This window comes from Gymnodinialimonas mytili, assembly GCF_037544085.1.
Lineage (GTDB): Bacteria > Pseudomonadota > Alphaproteobacteria > Rhodobacterales > Rhodobacteraceae > Gymnodinialimonas > Gymnodinialimonas mytili.
This window is the reverse complement of record NZ_JBBIFW010000003.1, coordinates 426,199-444,399: the sequence shown is the minus strand read 5'-3', so window position 1 is coordinate 444,399 and position 18,201 is coordinate 426,199. Positions and strand designations below refer to the sequence as shown.

Sequence of the window (18,201 nt, the reverse complement as noted above, 5' to 3'; positions counted from 1 at the left end):
ATGTTCGGCAAGCTCAAGGATTGGCGGCGTGTTGCGACCCGTTACGATAGGTGCCCAAAGGTTTTCCTGTCAGCCATCGCTCTCGCGGCAATTGTCATTTACTGGCTATGAGTCCTGAACCTAAATTCTTGGATAATCGTAGAGATCTACCACCGTCGTTCTCCCCGCTGACCGCAGATGTTTCGACCTGAGCGGTGCGTCCCTTGGCAACGCGCTTAACCGATACACAACTTGCACACATCAAACTGTCTGCGAAGACAGCTCAGCCGTTTGACGTGGATGTTCTGTCCAGTGTGACCGGCTCAATCGGATTGCAGGGCCGCCGAAGCAACCGGCGCAACACTATTCATCGGGGCAATCCCGTACACCGGTCCTGCATCTGCAAGAGTCCTGCGCCGAAAACGCTGTCTCTGCCCGGGGCACCCATGTCACGCGCCGCCGCGATCAAGTGTTCGCGGGTCTCGGCGGCGGATCTGCCGGGGTCAATGCTTCGCAATTGTGCCGCTGCGGCCGTGACAAAAGGCGCTGCAAAAGAGGTGCCGGTTCGCCAACGCGCGCCTGACACCGACGCCGCGGTCCAGATATCCACTCCGGGGGCTGCCAAATCGACATGTGAGCCCTGGCCTGCGCGGCGGTAGATCGCCCCGCGCACATCAACGGCTGTGACGCCAAGCGTGTTTTCATAGGCGGCGGGGTAGGCCGGGGCGCTCCGGGGGCCATTATTGCCAACCGCGGCGATCACGATGACATCCTCGGCCACGATGCGATTGATCGCGTCTTCGAGCACGACATTGCCCGGGCCCGACAGAGACAGATTCACCACCTCGACCTCTCTCGCCCGGAGCCAATCGAGGCCAGCAGCGATGGAGAATGCATCGGCTCTTTCATCCGCGCCGTCGCGATAAAACGCATCGACCGCGAGGAGTGTTGCGTCGGGCAACAATCCGGGTGCGCGACTGTCGGGCGATCCGATGAGAATGGCGGCAACGGACGTGCCGTGGATGGCGCGGGACGGCGCCTGTGCGTCATCGGAAATCCGGTGCACCGTCAGATCGCGGCCATCGAACACCTCATGTGTGCTGTTGATGCCAGTATCCACCATCCCGATACGCATGTCGCCCAGGGCGCAGATGCCGTCGGACGGGTATCCGACCAGTTCAAGTGCAGGGCAGGACGGCCCGTTGCAGCCATTGGTGGACGCCCGGTAATAGTGGTTGAAATCAGCCGACGTGCCCGTTGGCAAAGTTCTGACCCGGGTTCTGGCCGCATCCAGCGACAAGGTTTGTGGGATGCGGAGGCGGATGAGCGTGGGGACGGTATCGAATTGCTGCAGCAATTCAAAACCTTCGCCGATCAACTGCGCGAGATCAGCCTCGGACAGTCCGGTTGCAATGATTTCGTCCGGTGCGGCGTCGAGCGTCGGCACAGCAGCCGGGGCAAAGCCGCCGTCATCATCATCGTCGTCATCATCATCATCATCATCATCGCTGTCGTCATCGTCGTCATCCTCATCGGCATAGGCCGTCATGGACGCCCCAAGGAGGATCTCCGACATCGGCGTGAGGGCAAAGATCATGGCCAGCAGGAAGATGCGAATTGCAATATGGGCGCCGTATGACATGGTTTTCCCTCCGAGCTTCACCTAGGTTACGGCCATGGCGCGGTTTTATTCCAAGCTTCCCGGCACGTTGGGCCTGTGATGTCCGATCCATTCGCAAATCAGGTGATTGACCTGCTTCCGAACCTGCGCCGCTACGCCATCTCCCTCGCGCGGAAACCGGATGTGGCGGATGATCTTGTGCAAATTACGGTCGAAAAGGCACTGAAGCAAAGGCGGCAATACGATCCCCGGCAAAAGCTTGCTCCGTGGCTCTTGAGAATTCTGCGCAATGCATGGATCGACGAGACGCGGCGGCAGAATGCGCGCGGCCAGCAGAGCGCCATTGAAGATGTGGCATCGGACCTTGTCGCCGAACGGGAAGCCGGGCCGGAGATGCGGTTGGAAGTGCAGCAGACATTGGCCGCCATATATGCGCTGCCGGAGGGCCAACGCGACGCGATGGTGTTGGTCTGTATCGAGGGATTGAGCTACCGCGAGGCGGCAGAGGTGATGGGGGTTGCGGTGGGAACCGTCATGTCCAGGCTCGCCCGTGGCCGACTGGCCCTTGTCGCGAAGGTTGGAATAGATCGCCCTGTCGCCACGTATCCACCACACCCCACAAACAAGACCGGAACACCAGAGAGATGACAATCTCCGACGAAGATCTGATGGCCTATGCCGACAATGCCTTGCCAGAGGCGGAGCGCGCCCGAATTGCCGCGGCGGTGCTGCAGGATCCAGACCTTCGGGCGCGTCTGGAGGCCTTCAACCGCAGCAGGGATCTGGCGCAGGCGGCGATGCCATTGGAAGACGTGCCCGACGCGCTTCAGCAGCGTATCCAAGCGACGATTGACGCGGCGGCGGACGATATCTCCGATGCGGACGACCCATCGATTTCACTGGCCGTGCCACCCAGCCGATCGCGAAATGTCCTGTGGATCGGCGCCCTCGCGGCAAGTGTCGTGCTGGGATTTGGGCTGGGCTCGACGATGATCACTCGGGATGCGGTTGATCCCGTGGCCTTCGATCTGGCCCCGTTTGTATCGGCGCTCGACACCGTGCCATCCGGCGCCGTTGCGGAGAATGCCGGAATCGAAACCCGCGTAGTCGCGTCCTTCGATGCGGCAGATGGCGCATTTTGCCGCGAATTCGAGGCCAGGTTTCCGGACCGGACCGATTTGATCGGCGTCGGATGCCGGACAGAATCCGGGTGGGAATTGCGCTTCGCCGCCGTAACGGAATTGCCTGGAGATGATGAATTTGTCCCCGCCGGGGCCCTGGATAGCTTGGATGCCTGGATGCGCAGCACGGGCGCGGGTCCGGTCCTGTCCATCGAAGACGAAGCGGCGCGTTTGTCCGGGGCTACCCGTTGATCTTAGAGCGCCCCAACAGACGCAAAGTGATCGCACGTCCCAGTTTCAGGGGCGGATAAAGAACGCGGGCGACATAAGGGCGCGAGAACAGCAAGCGGACAATCCGATTGAACATCCCATTCCGCGTTGTCATCGCGGCCAGGGCGGTCATCGCGGCATCGCCATGGTAGAGCTGGCCGCTGATCTGAACCACCATGCCATCGTCAAGATCCAGGCCCTCGGCACTGATCCTGTTCAGGATCGGATGGGGCGCCCGAGCATCGATCAATTCCACGTGGCCCGCCGCCTCGCGCAGCCGTATCATGTTGATATAAGCCGAACAGAAGGGGCATTCGCCATCATAGACGATCTGGATCGGGTCGGACATGCTCATACTCCTGAGATACATGTGGGGCGCTCTTGGGCAAGTTCAGACGCTGGGCCTCTGTGTGGAATACGTGGCGCGGCTGTTTCGTATTCCCTTCGAACCGCATGTCGAAGGAGAGCCCAATGACGACGTCTTCAACCGCTTTGCGTGGTCTGCGCACATATCTTGAGGCGCCGATCAGCATCCAATCGCTTGTCGTGATCCGCATCGCCTTTGGCTTGATCCTGGCCTGGGATTGGTGGCGCTACGTTAATTACGACCGGATTCACCGGTATTACGTCGAGCCAGATTTCAACTTTCCCTTCTTCGACTTCGTTCACCCCTTACCGGATCCGTGGATCCATATTCTGTGGGGTGGGATTGGTCTGTTTGGTCTGCTTGTCGCGGTGGGGGCGTTTTACCGGGTGTCGATAGTCGCACTGACAGGCATTTTCGCGTATTTCTTCCTGCTCGACCGGACGCAGTACCTGAACCATAATTATATGGTCATTCTCTTCGGCCTCTTGCTTGTTTTCATGCCAGCCAATCGCGCGTTTTCGGTGGATGCGTGGCTGTGGCCGCGGTGGCGCAGCGAGGTGATCCCGCGTTGGCCGGTGGCGGTTCTCAAAGTCCAGCTCGAAATCATCCTGATCTATGCCGGAATTGTGAAAATCACCGATGATTGGTTGCGTGGCGAGCCCCTGCGCACCTGGCTGAGCGGGCGGGAAGACGCCGTGTTTTTCGGCGCGCTGTTTCAATATGACATCTCATTCGTGCTCGCGTCCTGGGGTGTGATCGTGCTGCATGTCGTGGGCGCACCGCTTTTGTTGTGGCATCGGACCCGGCTGGCGGTGTTCCTCGTCTATGTCTTTTTCCATTGGTCGAATGCGCAATTGTTCAACATCGGTATCTTCCCTTGGATCACGATCGCGCTGTCGACGATTTTCTTCGCCCCGGATTGGCCGCAGCGGCTGCTGCGTGCGGGGTTGGGCCGGTTCGAAAGCCTGCCTGAAATGCCGGACCTTCCACAGGCCAAGTTCCGGTTGGCGCCGGTGGCATTGATCGCGCTTGCGGTGTGGTTCTCGGTTCAGATCGTGGTGCCGCAGCGCCAGATATTTTTCGACAACCTCGTCGGCTGGACAGGCGACGGGCATCGCTTTTCCTGGCGGATGCGGATTTACGACCGGCAGAGCGAAGGGGTGTTTCGCATCGTGTCGTCCGACGGTCAGCAAAGCTGGGAGGTCGATCCACATCAGGTGATGAGCTTCCGGCAGGCCCGTAACGTTTTGGCACGGCCCGACATCATCTATGATTTTGCCCAAATGCTCGAGACCGCCTGGGCCGAGCGTGGCTATCCGGATGTCGCCGTCTATGCGGATGTCCGGAAATCGCTGAACGGGCGCCCGATGCAGCAATTCATCGATCCCGATCAGGACCTGACCGCGATATCGTGGGATTGGGCGCGGCCCGCTGCCTGGATCCGGCCCAATCAGTTTCGTGCCCCGGGCGGCCAGATATCGGAGTGGAGCCTTGTGCGCCCTCTGCAAGGCAGCAGGCTGCCCGAGGGCCCCTGATCAGATATGCGCCATCATACACCGTCAAAGCAATTGGGCCCGGCATAGACAGCCGGGCCCTTTCTTTTTTGTCAGATACATCGATGTCAGTCGTCATCGTCATGCCAACGACCGCCATCATCGTCGTCGTAGCCGTGCCAGCGAATGCCGTCATCGTCGTCGTCTCCGTAGCGATAGCCGTGGAGCGGGGCGGGATATCCACGCCGGATGTAGAAGCATTCGCGCCCCCCATCATCATCGTCGTCTTCGCAGACCCAGATACGATGGCTGTATTGCGCCGGGACCAGGTGTCCGCGGATTGAGAACTCGGTATCGAGATCGTTGGCAATCGCGGGCCCAGAGAACACGCCCAAGGCGACGCTTGCGCTTAAAGCAATCGAAGTGAGGTTGGTCATGGTCTTCTCCTTTCGGTTTTGCGAACAGCGTCCCGCTGCTCTCGAAAGGTCTACGGACCGGCAAAGAGGTTTATTCCGGATATGTCGCCCGACTTGCGAGGCGGCAGACAAAGCATCGGATCCTTTAGCGCCCCCGCGGGCTATCCGTCTCGCGCAAGGTTGCGGTATCGGGTCTGTATGGCTGGCGCGTGCTAGGGGGCAGGGCTGCCTACAACAAAATGGCCACGCGTCCGTCATCCTGGGGGCGCACGGATATCTCCGTCTCGTAAAGCGCGCTGAGCCGGGTGTTTTGCATGACCTCAGCAGCGGGGCCATCGGCGAAGGTCACACCGTCCTTGATGGCGATCACATGATCCGCCCATTGCGCGACAAGCTGCAAATCATGGAGCACGATCACGATCCGACAGCTGTGGCGCTTGTCGCGGGTAAGCGCAAGAAGTTGCGACAGGATAAGCTTGCTGATGCGGGGGTCCAACGCGCTGAGCGGCTCATCCAGAAACAAATACGGGGTCGTCTGGGCGCAGGCCATGGCGATATAGGCCCGTTGGCGTTGCCCGCCGGACAGCGTATCCAAAGGAGCGCGGGCCAACGCGCCCAGCTCGAACCGATCCAGCGTTTGCTGCACGATCACTGAGTCCTCTTCGGATGGCCGCCCGCGATGGTAGGGCCACCGCCCGAACGCCACCAGATCGGCAACGGTAAGCCGGGGAAGATGGGGCTGCGATTGGGTCAGGATCGCGAAGAGCTTCGCACGGTCGGCAAGCGCCATGGCATGGACATCGTGCCCCTCGATCCGAACGGTGCCGATATCGGGCGTCAGTAGGCCCGCGACCGTATGCAGGAAAGTCGATTTGCCAGACCCGTTGGGGCCGATAATGGCGGTGATCCCAGTATCCGGCATTGACGCGGTGATGCCCTTCAGAATGGGCGTTCCGCCGAGGGAGAGCCGCAACTTATCGACCTGGATCATGTGCGCCTCCGCAGGACAAGCACCAGGAACAAGAGCCCGCCCAGAAATTCGATGATGACGGTCAGGGTCGAGGTGACGGACAACACTCGCTCGAAGATGAACTGGCCCGACAGCAATATCACCGCCCCGATGGCCCCCGAGGCGGGCAGCAGGGCGGCATGGCGATGGGACGGTATCAACGCGTGGGCCAGGCTGGCGGCCAACAGACCCAGAAAGGTTATCGGACCGACAAGGGCGGTCGATACCGCCACCAGCGCGGCGACCAGGGCCAGAACGCCCAGCACAAAGCGATCATAGTTCAGCCCAAGGGACCGTGCCGGATCGCGGCCCAGGGCCGCCACGTCGAGCTTTGGCGCCATCCAAAGGGCCGCCGCAAACGCACAGATCAGGATGATAGATGCGACGGCGAGTTGATCGGCCTCGACCGAGGCGAAGGTGGCAAACATCGCCTGTTGAACGATGGCAAATTCCGATGGGTCCAGGATGCGTTGGAAAAAGCTGGTGAGCCCCCGCAGCAGGATCCCCAAAATCACGCCGGTCAGCACGATGCGCACAAGATCCGACGCGCCCTTTCGCAGGATGATGCCAAAGAGCGCCACGGCCGCCACGATCAGCGTTGCCGTTTCCATCAGAAATGCCCCGAAGGCTGGCAGGGTCACGTAGCCCACGCCCCCCAATGTCAGGACCAGCAGCGTTTGCAGGAAGATGAACAGGGCGTCGAAACCCACGATGCCGGGCGTCAGCAAGCGGGTCTGCGCTATCGTCTGAAAAAGAGTGGTTGCGATCCCCGTCGCCGCGCCGACCATGATCAATGCGGCAAGCTTTTCAGCCCTCAAGGACAGAATAAATGGGATGGGTTGTCTGAGGTTCCAGACCAGAAACAGGATCGAGAACGCCACCAATAGTGCCGTCAGAGACAAAAGGCGCGTCTTAATCATGCCGGACCGCCGGACGCGCATAAAGCAGCCACAGGAATACACCCGCGCCAAAGACGGCGAAGATGGTGGCTGCCGGGATCTCATAGGGAGAGCGAAGGATCCGGCCCAAAACATCCGCCGCCAGGACCAGGGTCGCGCCGGATAACGCTACGACCCAGAGATTGGCGCGCAGATTGTCACCTCGCCAGCGCGAGACCAGATTGGGCACGATCAGTCCAACGAAAGGCATCGCCCCGACGGTCACAACCACTGCCGCCATGGTGAGTGCGACAATCACCAAGCCGATGGTCTGGGTCTGGCGATAATCCAAGCCCAGGGATCGGGCGTAGGTCTCGCCCAAGCCAAGGATCGTGATGCGGTCGGCGATCAAGACCAGCAGCGCGGCCAGAGCTGCAATGATCCAGAGCAATTCGTATCGCCCCTGAACAATGCCCGAAAAATCGCCCAGCAGCGCGATACCGAGAAATTGCACAAGATCTGTCGTCCAGGCGAACCAAAGGGCGATCGCGCCCAGAATGCCCGCATAGATGATCCCGACCAAAGGCAACAGCATCGGGTCGCCCCTTGGGACGAAGCGAGAGAGTGTCAGAAATCCAAGCGTCCCGGCCATCGCGGTCACACCGGCGACACACATCTTTGCGAAGATGGCGGCGCCAGGGGCGATCAAGGTGATCCCCAACAGACCCAACATCGCTGCTTCGGGCGTGCCGGTCAGGCCGGGTTCGACCAACCGATTCTGTACAACCTGCTGCATGACGACCCCGGCCAGCGCCAGGCCAGCGCCGGTCAGCATGGCGGCGGCTGTTCGTGGAAGCCGGCTGACCATGATCAGCCAGCGCGCTTCAAAGTCACCCGACCAGAGTGATGCGGCACCGATAAGCAGGCTTGCTGTGATCAGACAAATCACGCCCCCGCATATGACGAGCCAGCGGATCACCGATTTAGCCGCCAAATCCTTCGATCACCTCATCGAGCGTCATCATCATCGACTGTACGCCACCGCCAGCCAGATAAAGCGGGCCAGAATCGAGATAGAGGATTTGTCCGGTCTGGGCGGCTGTCGTGCTGGCGACCAGTGGATTGTCGAGCGTGGCCGCCGCGGCCTCGCCGTTCTGTCCGATCGCGGCGGCCCGATCAATGACAAGGATCCAATCGGGATTCACATCGGCAATGAATTCGAACGACACGGCTTCGCCATGGGTCTCTGCGCTCAGCGCCTCAAACGCTTCCGGCAGGCCGATTGCGGTGTGCAGCCAGCCAAAGCGGCTATCGTCGCCATAGGCGGACACGTTCCCGCCATTTGCCAGCAGAATCAGCGCGTTGCCCTGGCCTTCGACGGCTGCGGCGGCCTCTGTCAGACGTGTGTTCAGCATCCGGGACAGGGCCTCGGCCTGCGCCGCGCGGTCAAAGATCTCACCATAGGCTGCCAAGCGGGCATGGGTCTGCCCGATTAGGTCGTCTCCCCAGATCGTCATATCGACGGTTGGCGCGATCTCCGACAATGGCGCGACCTGGCGTGAGGATCGCCCGCCCGCGATGATCAGATCCGGCCCCAATGCGGCAAGCGCTTCGAAATCGGGTTCGAACAGGCTGCCGACCCGCTCTGCCTCTGCCATCGCCTCGGTCAGGTAATCCAGGGGCGGCATGTCTGGCACCGCGTCCACCTCGACGCCGAGGGCGGTGATGGTATCGATCGCGGCTGCGTCCAAAACGGCGACGACATCCGGCGTATCCGAGAGCGTGACATCGCCCGCATAAGTGCCGATTGTGATGTCGTCGGCAATTGCCATCGGGGCGATCAACATCATTGCGGTGAATGTCAAAGGAATACGGAAAGCCATGCATGCTCCTCCTGCGGTCGAGACAAGGTGCAGGTGGCGGGCCCGGGAGAGGGCGGCTTCCTTCTTGGATATGGGGTAGACGAGACCGAGGAGGTATTGCAACCTCGCGCCGAAACAATGCGGGGATTTCGTGCGCCATGCTGACCCAAATTGGTACTTTTCCGACCAGAAACGCGGGCCGTTATATCCAGCAATTGTGCAAGCACTTTGCCCATAAGGTTGCTGTCGAGGTCTCGGGCGCGAAGGGCTTGGCGACGCTTCCGCCAGGCCCCGCGGAGATGAGGGCCACTGAAGATCATCTTGTTGTCTCGGTCAGCGGCGCGGATTCCGAGGGCCTGGAGGCATCGCGGCATATCATTGACAGTCACCTGAAACGGTTCGCATTTCGGGAGGGGTTTGAGGCTATGGATTGGCAAACGGCCACCTCCGACGCCGCGGAATAGGATTGGGATCCCGGGTCAAGCATGGGTCACGCGTGGCGATCCGGTTGCAAGGGGCCAAACCACGTCACGAAGCTGATCGCCGGGCCGTTTGTTTGCCGCTTCGTGTTCGGGGTCGCTTCTGCATCGCCCCGCCCGACGGGATTGCGTCGCAAGGCCATTCGAATGGCTGTGTCTCGCACCTGACCGCGATTTCCAGATCAACACAGGTCTCTGATCGCCGCATGGGGCCTTCTGACGTCTTTGGAGTGCGGCGCCGCTCTGTTAAATCCTTGAAACGGCGCCGAGACACTCGCATTTTGACGGCTTGCGACCCATAATCTGGATCAGGGGGCATCAGCTTTGTCGGACAGTTCCGCTCACACGACCATGCAGGGCGCTCCGGCGTCGGACCTGATCGGCTGCCCGGTTTGCGATGCGGTCTATAAACTGACACCGGACGTGTCGGGGCAGGCGACCCGATGTCGGCGTTGCGGCCACCGGATCAGTCTGGGCAAAACGGCGGCCGTGGCGCGGCTTGTGAGCCTGTCGGCCACCAATGTCGCGCTTCTGTCCCTTGTCCTCTTTCTACCGTTTCTCGAGCTGAAAGCGGGGCAGTTCGACAACCAGGCTTCGGTCATCGATGTCGTGCTTGGGTTCAGTTCAGGCATCATGGTGCCGCTGGCCCTTGCGGTTCTGGCCTTCATCCTGATGCTGCCGCTCAGCCGGTTTTTGTTGCTGATCTATGCGCTGGGCCCGATTTCTGCGGGGATGCGAAACCTGCCGCAGGCCGAGCGCGCCTTGCGTTTCGCCTTCAAACTCAAGCCCTGGGCCATGGCCGAGATCTTCATGGTCGGTGTCGCGGTGGCTCTGGTGAAGCTGTCGGATTTGGCCACGATTGCGATTGGCCCCGCGTTTTGGATCTTTGCTCTGATCGTCGTGTTGAACGCGTATCAAGACTCGTTCATGTGCCGGCACACGCTTTGGACCGCTTTGAAAGGCAACGCATGATCACCGCATTGGAGGCTGGGCGCGTCATCTGCCGCAGCTGTGGCCTGGTCGCTCGCAGCGCCTCCGGGCGCTGCCCGCGCTGTTCGGATCGCCTGCAAAGCCGCGATCATCAAAGCCTGCAAAAGGTCTGGGCCTGGATGATCGTCGGCCTCATCGCCTACATCCCCGCCAACATTTACCCGATGCTGCGCACGACGCAGAGTTTCCGAACCGAGGAGAGCACGATCATCGGCGGTGTGATCGACCTGATGCACCACGAAGCCTATGGGATTGCGGCGATCGTCTTTGTTGCGAGCATTGTGATCCCCGTCGGAAAGTTCATTGTCATCGCCTATTTGGCGATCCTGACGGCGCGGCCCCACCGCAGCGATCCGCATACGCTTCTGATCCTGCACGAAGTGGTGGAATTCATCGGCCGCTGGTCGATGATCGATGTCTTTGTTGTTGCTATTCTAACCGCTCTGGTGCAATTCGACGTGCTCGCGGCGATCAATCCGGGGCTGGCGGCTGTGTGTTTCGCCCTGTCGGTGGTGTTTACCATGCTGGCGGCGCAAAGCTTCGATTCGCGGTTGATTTGGGATCGATTAGAAGGACGATCTCCCCATGGCTGATGCCGATTTCCCCGAACCCGAGGTGAACGGCCCCAAGAAACGAGGCATCTCCTGGGTCTGGTTGATGCCGCTTTTGGCGGTGGTGATTTCGGTCGTGGCGGTGGTTCAGATGTACCGCAATCAGGGCCCGATCATCGTGGTGACCTTTCCGCTGGCCTCCGGCATCGAGGCGGGCGAGACGCCGCTTCGGTTCCGCGATGTACAGGTCGGACTTGTGGAAAGCCTTGAATTCTCGGAAGGGTTTCGCGCTGTCGAGGCGCATATTCGAATTGACCGCAGCATCGCGGATTTCGTCGACGCGCAGGCGCAATTCTGGCTGGTGGAGCCACAGGTGACCGCCCGCGGGGTAACCGGCCTGTCGACGGTTCTGTCGGGTGTCTATATCGAAGGCACCTGGGATGGAGAGCAGGGCGAGCCTGAGGATCACTTCAACGCCATGCAGGGCACGCCCCTTACCTTGCCGGGTGAAGAGGGCACACGTGTTGTTCTGACCTCGCGCGATGGCGGGCAATTGGCGGCAGGCGCCCCCGTCCTGTTCAACGGGATCGAGGTGGGGCGGCTTGGCGTGCCGGAATTGTCCGACGATGGGTCCAGCGTGACGATGGAGGCGTTTATCGAGGCGCCCCATGACACGCGCCTGTCCAGCACGACGCGGTTTTGGGATATTTCCGGGATCTCGGTCGATCTGAACGCGTCGGGTCTGTCGGTGAATTTCGAAAGCCTCGCCTCACTGGTCGAAGGTGGCGTGGCCTTCGAAGCGCTGGTCACCGGCGGTGAGCCGATCCAGCCTGGCCACGAATTTGACGTGTTTAGCAGCCGCAATGAGGCGCAACGCAGTGTCTTCGAAGCCCCGCTGGATCAGGACATGGCGTTGTCGGTTCTGTTGCCCGCCGATGATCTGCGGCTTGCCCTGGGGGCGGTGGTGCGTTTCGGCGGCCTGCGGGTAGGCGAGGTGACGAATATCATTGGCTACACCGATCCGCGCGCACCTGAGGACGGTGTGCAGATCTTGGTCACATTCTCAATCTCACCGGCGCGGATCGGGTTGCGCGACGCTGCGACCTATGACGCTCTGCTGGTCGATTTGGATCAGCGTGTGCGCGACGGTCTGAGGGTGCGTGTCGCGTCTGAAGGTTTGCTGGGCACGTCCTTGATCTTGGAACTGATCGAGGAGGATACCACGGATGAGCGCAGCCTGACGACGGGTCTGGTCGAAACGCCCCTGATGCCGCGCGCGCCAGCGAATGTGACCGAGGCCTCCGCCGATCTGGATGCCATCGTGGATCGCGTGGCGGCGCTGCCCATCGAGGATCTGATGAATTCGGCGATCGATGCGTTGGATGGGGTCACGTTGCTGTCGACGGGCGAGGATATCCGGGCGCTGCCTGCGAATTTGAACGCCCTCATTGAGGAGGCGCGCACCGTTGTGACGGCGGAAGAGATCCAGACGACGTTGGCCGATCTGTCCGGTGCGGCAGAGGCGTTGGATAGTCTGATCACCAGCGTCTCAGACAGCGAGGGCCTGGCCACGACCCTGACCGCCTTGGAAGGCTCGGATGTTGTGCTGGAAAACCTTGAAACCTTCACCGCGGGTCTGCCCGACATCCTGACCTCCGTCGAAGCGCTCGTCGAAGATCTCAGCGCTGCACCGGTCTCATCGGCAGCGGCCTCGGCGGATCGTGTTCTGAGCCGGATCGAGGTGATCCTGAATGAAGAGGGGGCCGAAAACCTGCCCAACTCACTCGATGCCTCGCTTGTGGAGTTATCCGCAATCCTCGGCGAACTACGCGAAAGCGGGGCCACGGAAAACCTGAATGCCACTCTCGCCTCCTCCCAGGCGACCTTTGCGGCGCTGCAATCTGCGGCCGAACAGGTGCCCACGATTGTCACGCGATTGAACGGGCTTGTCTCTTCGCTTGAGGGGATCTCGGGCGATTACGACGACAGCTCGGTCGTCTACCGCGAAATCCGCACTGCGATTTCCGATATCTCGCAAGCTGCCGATGCGTTCCGGTCGCTGGCCCGTGCCATCGAACGCAATCCAAGTTCCATCATTTCGGGGCGCTAATATGAAATTCATCCCTCTTTTCATTGCTTTGGCCCTGGGTCTTGCTGGATGCGCCGGTGATCCCTCGCGCCTGTCTGTGACGGCGGCGCCCTCCGAGATGAGCGTTCGTGTGGCCGTGCGGTCCATTTTGGTCGGAGAGATTGCGCTTCCCGAATATGCCAATGCACAAGAGGTGGTGCGCCAAAGCGAAGACGGGCTGATCGAGGCGGTTCCCGGCGTGATCTGGGCGGACATTCCCGAAGATGCGATGGCCAATGCGCTGGTGCGTAACCTGTCACAGATCACCAATGCCTCGGTAGCCCGTGCGCCATGGCCGCTTGCCAACCTGCCCGATGCGGAACTGACGGTGCGTGTGGAGCAGATGCTGGTGCGGTTTGACGGGCAGCTTTCCCTCAGCGGGCAATTCGCCGTACGGCGCGACGATGGGCCGTGGGGCGAGCGGTTGCGGACATTTGAGATTGCGGTGCCGACAACGGGGCAAAATCTGCCAGACTTGGCCGATGCGCATGCGGTGGCCTGGCGCCAACTGGCCGAACAGATCGCCCGGCAGCTTTGATCGCGTCACACCATATTGGGTGCCGTGGCCATGAATAGCTAGCAGCGGGCCTGCAATAGCGCGACGGCCTCATCGAACTGCGCCACATCTTCTTCCGCACGCGCGGCGATATGGGCGCCTTCCAACAGCGCTAGGGTCGCGCGCGCCTCGTGCTGGGGGTGAGCCACGCCAATGATGCCGCGATCCTTTGCGGCACGCTCGAACACTTTGGTCAACCAAGCCGTCATCATCGCGCGGAAGGCAGTGATCTTGGCAGTGACATCGGGTGAGAGGCTTTCGCGGCCCGTGACAAAGACCACGCAGAGACACATCGTTGTGCCCTCATTGAGCGCCGCGCGGTAGAGGGCGATCAGGGCCCGCAATCGCCCTGCGCTCACGTCGTTCTGCGCGTCGATGTCGGCGCAGGCCTGCTGCATCACGGCATGGTAGCGATCCATCAGCGCGGCCGACAGATCCGCCTTGCTGGGGAAGTGATAGTGGATCGATGCTTTGCGGATACCCACCGCTTCGGCCAGATCTGCATAGCTGAAGCCGTCAAATCCCCGCGCGCGGGCGGCCTGTTCGGCAGCGTCCAGCAACGCGGTCCTTGTCTCTTGCGTCATGTGTTTTCGGCCCTTTCGCGTGCAACGATGTGATCCGATGGTCCGCTGAACCGACGGGTCTGACTGCTGCGACTACCTAATGGTAGGTATATAGCGATGTGTATCGGAGTTTGGAGCCCGATTGGAAAGGCCGGATTGTCGGGCGCCCGTCACTCTGCCGCGCGCGCTTCCATCGCCGTGCCGTAGGTCGGCAGGTCGGCCTTGGTCTTGCCATGGGCGGCCATCAGCGTGTCGCGGACATAGGCGATATGCGCAGTTTCTTCGATGATCTCCGCCAGATATTGCGCCGCCATCAGAGTCTTGCCCGCGCCGATTGTGCCATGATTGGCCAGCACGGCGGCGCGAATGTTGGGATCGGCAAAGACCGGGCTGATCTCCACCTCTGTTTGCGGCCCGCCATTGGTCGAAAGCGGGATCAGAGGCATCCGTCCGATCTTTTCAATGGTCTGGACGGTCAGACACGGAATCTCGATCCCCGCGCTGGCATAGCCGGTGGCCCAGGGGCTGTGGCAATGCACGATGGCGTTGATGTCGTCGCGGATACGGTAGAGGTCGAGGTGGAAATCCAGGTCCTTCGAGGGCTTCAACCCTTCGGAGCCCGGCAGGATCGTCCCGTCCAACTGCACCACCTGCAGATTGTCCCGGGTGCATTCGTTGAACCCGACCCCCGAAGGCTTGATCACAATGGCGTCCCGCGCATTGAGCCGGACCGACAAATTGCCGCCCGCATTGGTCTGCAGCCCGCCGGTGAAGCAGCGTTTGGCGGTGGCGATGAGATCATCCATTTTATCATGCAAATCAGTGTATTGTGCAGCGATATTCATGCGGATTCCTTTTGGTGCAAGGCGGCCATCAGGCGTGCGGCGACGGCCTGGGACACGGGCGGTGCGTTGATGTGATCAGGCAACGGTTCGACGCTATAGGCGCGTGCGACGCGGGTCAGGATCTCAGCCGCGATCTCACGCAATTCGGGGTCTTCGATGGCCCCACCGGCGCGATCTTCGTGGCTGAAGCCGCCCATGGGCAGTATCACGTGGCAGGGCGCGGTGGATTGGTTCAACTCATCGGCCAGCCAAGCGGCTTGGCCTGCCATTTCGTCGGCGGTCAGCTTCACATGGGTGAACAGGCGCGAATGCCGGTAATGGGGTCGGGCCAGATGCGATGGCTCCACGGTTTCGATCCGGCCCAATCCGATGAAATTCAACCCGCCGGGCAGCACCACGCGCGGTACGTCACGGGCGCAGGAAAACCGCGTGGGCATCGGCACATGGGCTCCGGCAAGCCGCTGGCGCCCCAGCTCGTGAACGTTGAGGTCAACCACCGCATCCACGCGGGCCTCGGCCACAAATCGGGCAAAGGCAGCGCCGCCATAGCCATTGGCGTGGAACACCGTGGCCTCGCAGCCATGGTCCGCCAGCGCGCGGACCACGCCGGACCCCGCCGGACCTGTGGCGCCGAGCGTGGTGATGGCGACCGACAGTTTGTCGCTGCGCGCCACGATATGGGACTTATAGAGACCGGCCACCATGCCTGCGGCATTCTCGAACACTTGCCGGAGGGAAGCGTTTAACCCCTCGATATCGCAGAGCGTCGGGATCAAAGTGATGGCGGTGTCGGCCACGGCCTCCCGCGGGTCGAAGGCCATGGTCGTCACTAGGAATTTCGGGAACACGGCGGGCAGACCCTTGAGCGCCTGCAAAACGATCTCACCGCCTGTGCCGCCGCCCAATCCCACGGCAACACCGCAATCCTCGCACCGCTCGGCCATGTTGCGCGCCGCGGTTTCGGCGCGTTCGGCCATCCGCGCCAGCTTTTGCGCACCCGATAGGACGGTACCACCTGCGCCAAGCGAGACATCGACCATTTCTATGGCGAGGCCGTGCCGCTCCATCGCCTGGGCAAGGTAGCGCAACTCCTCGCCCTTGGTTTCAAACGTGCCGATCAGCAGCACTCGCATCGGGGCTACCCTTTCACGGCACCGGCGGTCATGCCGGTGATGATCTGGCGGGACGCGAACAATGTGAACAGAATGGGCGGGATCGCCAAAAGCATTCCGGTGGCAAAGATCGTGCCCAGCCCGTCGAATTCCGAGGCGTTGTTCACGATCAGGATCGGCACCGTCATCGTGTCGCGATCGGCGAGGGCGCTGGCCAGCAGGTATTCGTTCCATGCGATGCGGAAGGTGAAAATCGACGCCGCGGCGAGGCCGGGTTTGATTAGCGGCAGCACCACAAGAAAAAACACCTGGAACGGCCCTGCGCCATCGACGCGCGCGGCCTCTTCCAGGCTGCGGGGGACCTGCACGATGAAGCTTTGCAAGATCCAGATCACGAAAGGCAGGTTCATCGCCACATAGACCAGGATAATGCCGGAATGCGTGCCCGCCAGGCAGACATCACCGCGCCCGCCGACCATCTCGCGGATCCACTGACCCAGGCCGTAATCATTGTCGAGGCAGAAGGCGTTGTTCCACAGGCCGAAGACCGGCACCAGCAACACGGCGGGTGGGATCATCCGCACCGCCAGCGTGCTGAGCGAGATCGAGTCGCGGCCCAAGAACCGGAACCGCACCAGCGCATAGGCCGCCATGCAGCCAAACACCAGGGTCAGCGCCGTCGAGACCAACGCAATGATGATCGAGTTGATAAAGGCGCCACCAAACCGGATCGAGCAGAACCGCAGATGTTCGGGCTCGTACCACAGGATGTCGCACAAAGCGGTCTCGTAGTTGCGGATCGTCGGCATGAAGATCAGCCCGCCGACGCCCGAGGTGATATCGACGTCCAGCTTCAGCGAATTGACCAGCAGCAGCAGGACGGGCCCGACGCTCATGAAAATGAGCAAAGCGATCAGCGCATAAAAGGCGGGGTTCTGACGGTCGTAAGATGTGTCGGCCATGGTCAGCCTTCCTCTTCGGCGGCGAATTTCAGGCGGCGCGAGCGGGCCTCTTGCCAGCGGGTGAAGGCGAACATCCCCAGGGTCAGCACCATCAACAGCATTAGCAGGTAATTCGACATGGCCGCGGCCTCACCCAATTCGCGGAATTCGCGGGCGGTCCGGGCGATGCGGAGCGCCAGGATCTCGGTCGACAGGCCCGGCCCGCCGCCGGTCATAACTAGGATAACCTCCAGCACCTTGAACGCGTCGATCAGGCGCAGCAGCATCGTCACCACCAAAACCGGCGCCATTAGGGGCAATTTGATGTACCAGATCTGCTGCCAGGCGGTGGCGCCGTCGATCCGCGCAGCCTCCAGGGCCGAGCGGGGCAGGGATTGCAGCGCAGCCAGCGACAGGATGAAGATGAACGGGGTCCATTGCCAGATATCGGCGATGATCACCGACAGAAGCGGGTTCTGGCCCAGCCAATCGACGCTGGGCAGGCCAATGGCTTCGAGAAAGCGGTTAAAGGTGCCGTAGGTCTGGTGGAACATATAGCGCCAGACCAGGCCCACCACGACGGGTGCGATCATCATCGGCAGGATGAACAACGTGCGCAGCACCGACATGCCGCGGATATTGCGATCCAACAGCAAGGCCAAGCCGACGCCGATCACCATTTCCGCGACCACCACGGTGAAGGCGAAGATCAATGTGACCCAGAAGCTTTCGTGAAAGGCCGGATCGACCAGAAGGCGCGCATAATTCGCCAGTCCGACAAATTCGGTTTCAGAGATATTCTGGCTGGGGTCCCAATCGCGGAAGCTGCCCCAGACCATGTAGCCAATCGGGTAGAACAGCGCGAGTATCATGACCAGCGCAGCGGGCGCGATGAACATGTAGGGCGTTAGGCGGCTGACACTCTGGCGCTGTGACACGGGGCGTTGGTCCCTATGGGTGGTAGGTTGCTTTGTGGCCGAACCCCCGGGCGCAAAGGCGGCGTCCGGGGGCCGGGAGGGG

The 18,201-nt window shown here is 61.3% G+C and carries 20 protein-coding genes and 1 pseudogene; 9 read left to right on the top strand and 12 right to left on the bottom strand.

Annotation, left to right across the window (positions count from 1 at the left end; genetic code table 11):
- A pseudogene (locus tag V8J82_RS16385) lies at positions 1-111 on the top strand (IS5/IS1182 family transposase); the annotation flags it as partial.
- A 235-nt stretch (positions 112-346) separates the two neighbouring features.
- Here the strand turns inward: V8J82_RS16385 and V8J82_RS16380 are convergent.
- The gene (locus V8J82_RS16380; protein WP_339976636.1) at positions 347-1,621 is read right to left on the bottom strand and encodes a S8 family serine peptidase; all 1,275 of its coding nucleotides are present in this window, start codon (positions 1,619-1,621) and stop codon (positions 347-349) included.
- A 78-nt stretch (positions 1,622-1,699) separates the two neighbouring features.
- Between V8J82_RS16380 and V8J82_RS16375 the strand changes: the two genes are divergently transcribed.
- Complete coding sequence (locus V8J82_RS16375; RefSeq protein WP_339976634.1) at positions 1,700-2,248, top strand: RNA polymerase sigma factor; 549 nt, start codon at positions 1,700-1,702, stop codon at positions 2,246-2,248.
- The gene (locus tag V8J82_RS16370) at positions 2,245-2,973 is read left to right on the top strand and encodes an anti-sigma factor (protein WP_339976632.1); all 729 of its coding nucleotides are present in this window, start codon (positions 2,245-2,247) and stop codon (positions 2,971-2,973) included. Before V8J82_RS16375 ends, V8J82_RS16370 begins: the two co-directional genes overlap by 4 nt.
- On the opposite strand, the gene V8J82_RS16365 is transcribed toward V8J82_RS16370, so the two are convergent.
- A complete protein-coding gene (locus tag V8J82_RS16365) occupies positions 2,963-3,340 on the bottom strand; it encodes a DCC1-like thiol-disulfide oxidoreductase family protein (protein ID WP_339976630.1) in 378 nt (125 codons plus the stop codon). The two genes, V8J82_RS16370 and V8J82_RS16365, sit on opposite strands and share 11 nt — an antisense overlap.
- Positions 3,341-3,462: 122 nt before the next feature.
- Between V8J82_RS16365 and V8J82_RS16360 the strand changes: the two genes are divergently transcribed.
- Positions 3,463-4,893, top strand: coding sequence for an HTTM domain-containing protein (locus tag V8J82_RS16360; protein ID WP_339976627.1), 1,431 nt, complete (start codon positions 3,463-3,465; stop codon positions 4,891-4,893).
- An 86-nt stretch (positions 4,894-4,979) separates the two neighbouring features.
- On the opposite strand, the gene V8J82_RS16355 is transcribed toward V8J82_RS16360, so the two are convergent.
- The 5 genes from V8J82_RS16355 to V8J82_RS16335 form a co-directional block, all read right to left on the bottom strand.
- Positions 4,980-5,288 (bottom strand): hypothetical protein, encoded by a 309-nt coding sequence (locus V8J82_RS16355; RefSeq protein WP_339976625.1) that lies wholly within the window; start codon positions 5,286-5,288, stop codon positions 4,980-4,982.
- Positions 5,289-5,496: 208 nt separating this feature from the next.
- Positions 5,497-6,258, bottom strand: a complete 762-nt coding sequence (locus V8J82_RS16350; RefSeq protein ID WP_339976623.1) for an ATP-binding cassette domain-containing protein — start codon at positions 6,256-6,258, stop codon at positions 5,497-5,499.
- Positions 6,255-7,196 (bottom strand): iron chelate uptake ABC transporter family permease subunit, encoded by a 942-nt coding sequence (locus V8J82_RS16345; protein WP_339976621.1) that lies wholly within the window; start codon positions 7,194-7,196, stop codon positions 6,255-6,257. Before V8J82_RS16345 ends, V8J82_RS16350 begins: the two co-directional genes overlap by 4 nt.
- On the bottom strand, positions 7,189-8,133 hold the full coding sequence (locus V8J82_RS16340; protein WP_339976619.1) for an ABC transporter permease: 945 nt from the start codon (positions 8,131-8,133) through the stop codon (positions 7,189-7,191). Before V8J82_RS16340 ends, V8J82_RS16345 begins: the two co-directional genes overlap by 8 nt.
- A 4-nt stretch (positions 8,134-8,137) precedes the next feature.
- A complete protein-coding gene (locus tag V8J82_RS16335; RefSeq protein WP_339976617.1) occupies positions 8,138-9,037 on the bottom strand; it encodes a siderophore ABC transporter substrate-binding protein in 900 nt (299 codons plus the stop codon).
- A 137-nt stretch (positions 9,038-9,174) separates the two neighbouring features.
- On the opposite strand from V8J82_RS16335, the gene V8J82_RS16330 reads away from it, so the two are divergent.
- The 5 genes from V8J82_RS16330 (at position 9,175) to V8J82_RS16310 (ending at position 13,702) form a co-directional block, all read left to right on the top strand.
- Complete coding sequence (locus V8J82_RS16330; RefSeq protein WP_339976615.1) at positions 9,175-9,480, top strand: DUF2218 domain-containing protein; 306 nt, start codon at positions 9,175-9,177, stop codon at positions 9,478-9,480.
- A gap of 339 nt (positions 9,481-9,819) precedes the next feature.
- Positions 9,820-10,467, top strand: coding sequence for a paraquat-inducible protein A (locus V8J82_RS16325; protein WP_339976613.1), 648 nt, complete (start codon positions 9,820-9,822; stop codon positions 10,465-10,467).
- The gene (locus V8J82_RS16320; RefSeq protein ID WP_339976611.1) at positions 10,464-11,078 is read left to right on the top strand and encodes a paraquat-inducible protein A; all 615 of its coding nucleotides are present in this window, start codon (positions 10,464-10,466) and stop codon (positions 11,076-11,078) included. The genes V8J82_RS16325 and V8J82_RS16320 overlap by 4 nt, the downstream gene beginning before the upstream one ends.
- Positions 11,071-13,146: a PqiB family protein gene (locus V8J82_RS16315; RefSeq protein WP_339976609.1), complete on the top strand. Its 2,076-nt coding sequence runs from the start codon at positions 11,071-11,073 to the stop codon at positions 13,144-13,146. The genes V8J82_RS16320 and V8J82_RS16315 overlap by 8 nt, the downstream gene beginning before the upstream one ends.
- 1 nt (position 13,147) lies before the next feature.
- Positions 13,148-13,702, top strand: a complete 555-nt coding sequence (locus V8J82_RS16310) for a PqiC family protein (protein ID WP_339976607.1) — start codon at positions 13,148-13,150, stop codon at positions 13,700-13,702.
- Positions 13,703-13,740: 38 nt separating this feature from the next.
- Here V8J82_RS16310 and V8J82_RS16305 read toward each other — a convergent pair whose 3' ends face one another.
- The 5 genes from V8J82_RS16305 to V8J82_RS16285 form a co-directional block, all read right to left on the bottom strand.
- Positions 13,741-14,304 carry a TetR/AcrR family transcriptional regulator gene (locus V8J82_RS16305; RefSeq protein ID WP_339976605.1) on the bottom strand — a complete coding sequence of 188 codons (564 nt, stop codon included), beginning with the start codon at positions 14,302-14,304 and terminating at the stop codon, positions 13,741-13,743.
- 149 nt (positions 14,305-14,453) lie between these two features.
- The gene (locus V8J82_RS16300) at positions 14,454-15,089 is read right to left on the bottom strand and encodes a class II aldolase/adducin family protein (protein WP_339976603.1); all 636 of its coding nucleotides are present in this window, start codon (positions 15,087-15,089) and stop codon (positions 14,454-14,456) included.
- A 35-nt stretch (positions 15,090-15,124) separates the two neighbouring features.
- The gene (locus V8J82_RS16295) at positions 15,125-16,261 is read right to left on the bottom strand and encodes a Tm-1-like ATP-binding domain-containing protein (protein ID WP_339976601.1); all 1,137 of its coding nucleotides are present in this window, start codon (positions 16,259-16,261) and stop codon (positions 15,125-15,127) included.
- A gap of 5 nt (positions 16,262-16,266) precedes the next feature.
- Entirely contained in the window at positions 16,267-17,202 is a 936-nt protein-coding gene (locus tag V8J82_RS16290) for a carbohydrate ABC transporter permease (RefSeq protein ID WP_339976599.1), read from the bottom strand.
- Between the two features lie 2 nt (positions 17,203-17,204).
- A complete protein-coding gene (locus V8J82_RS16285; RefSeq protein ID WP_339976597.1) occupies positions 17,205-18,119 on the bottom strand; it encodes a carbohydrate ABC transporter permease in 915 nt (304 codons plus the stop codon).
- Positions 18,120-18,201: the final 82 nt, after the last annotated feature.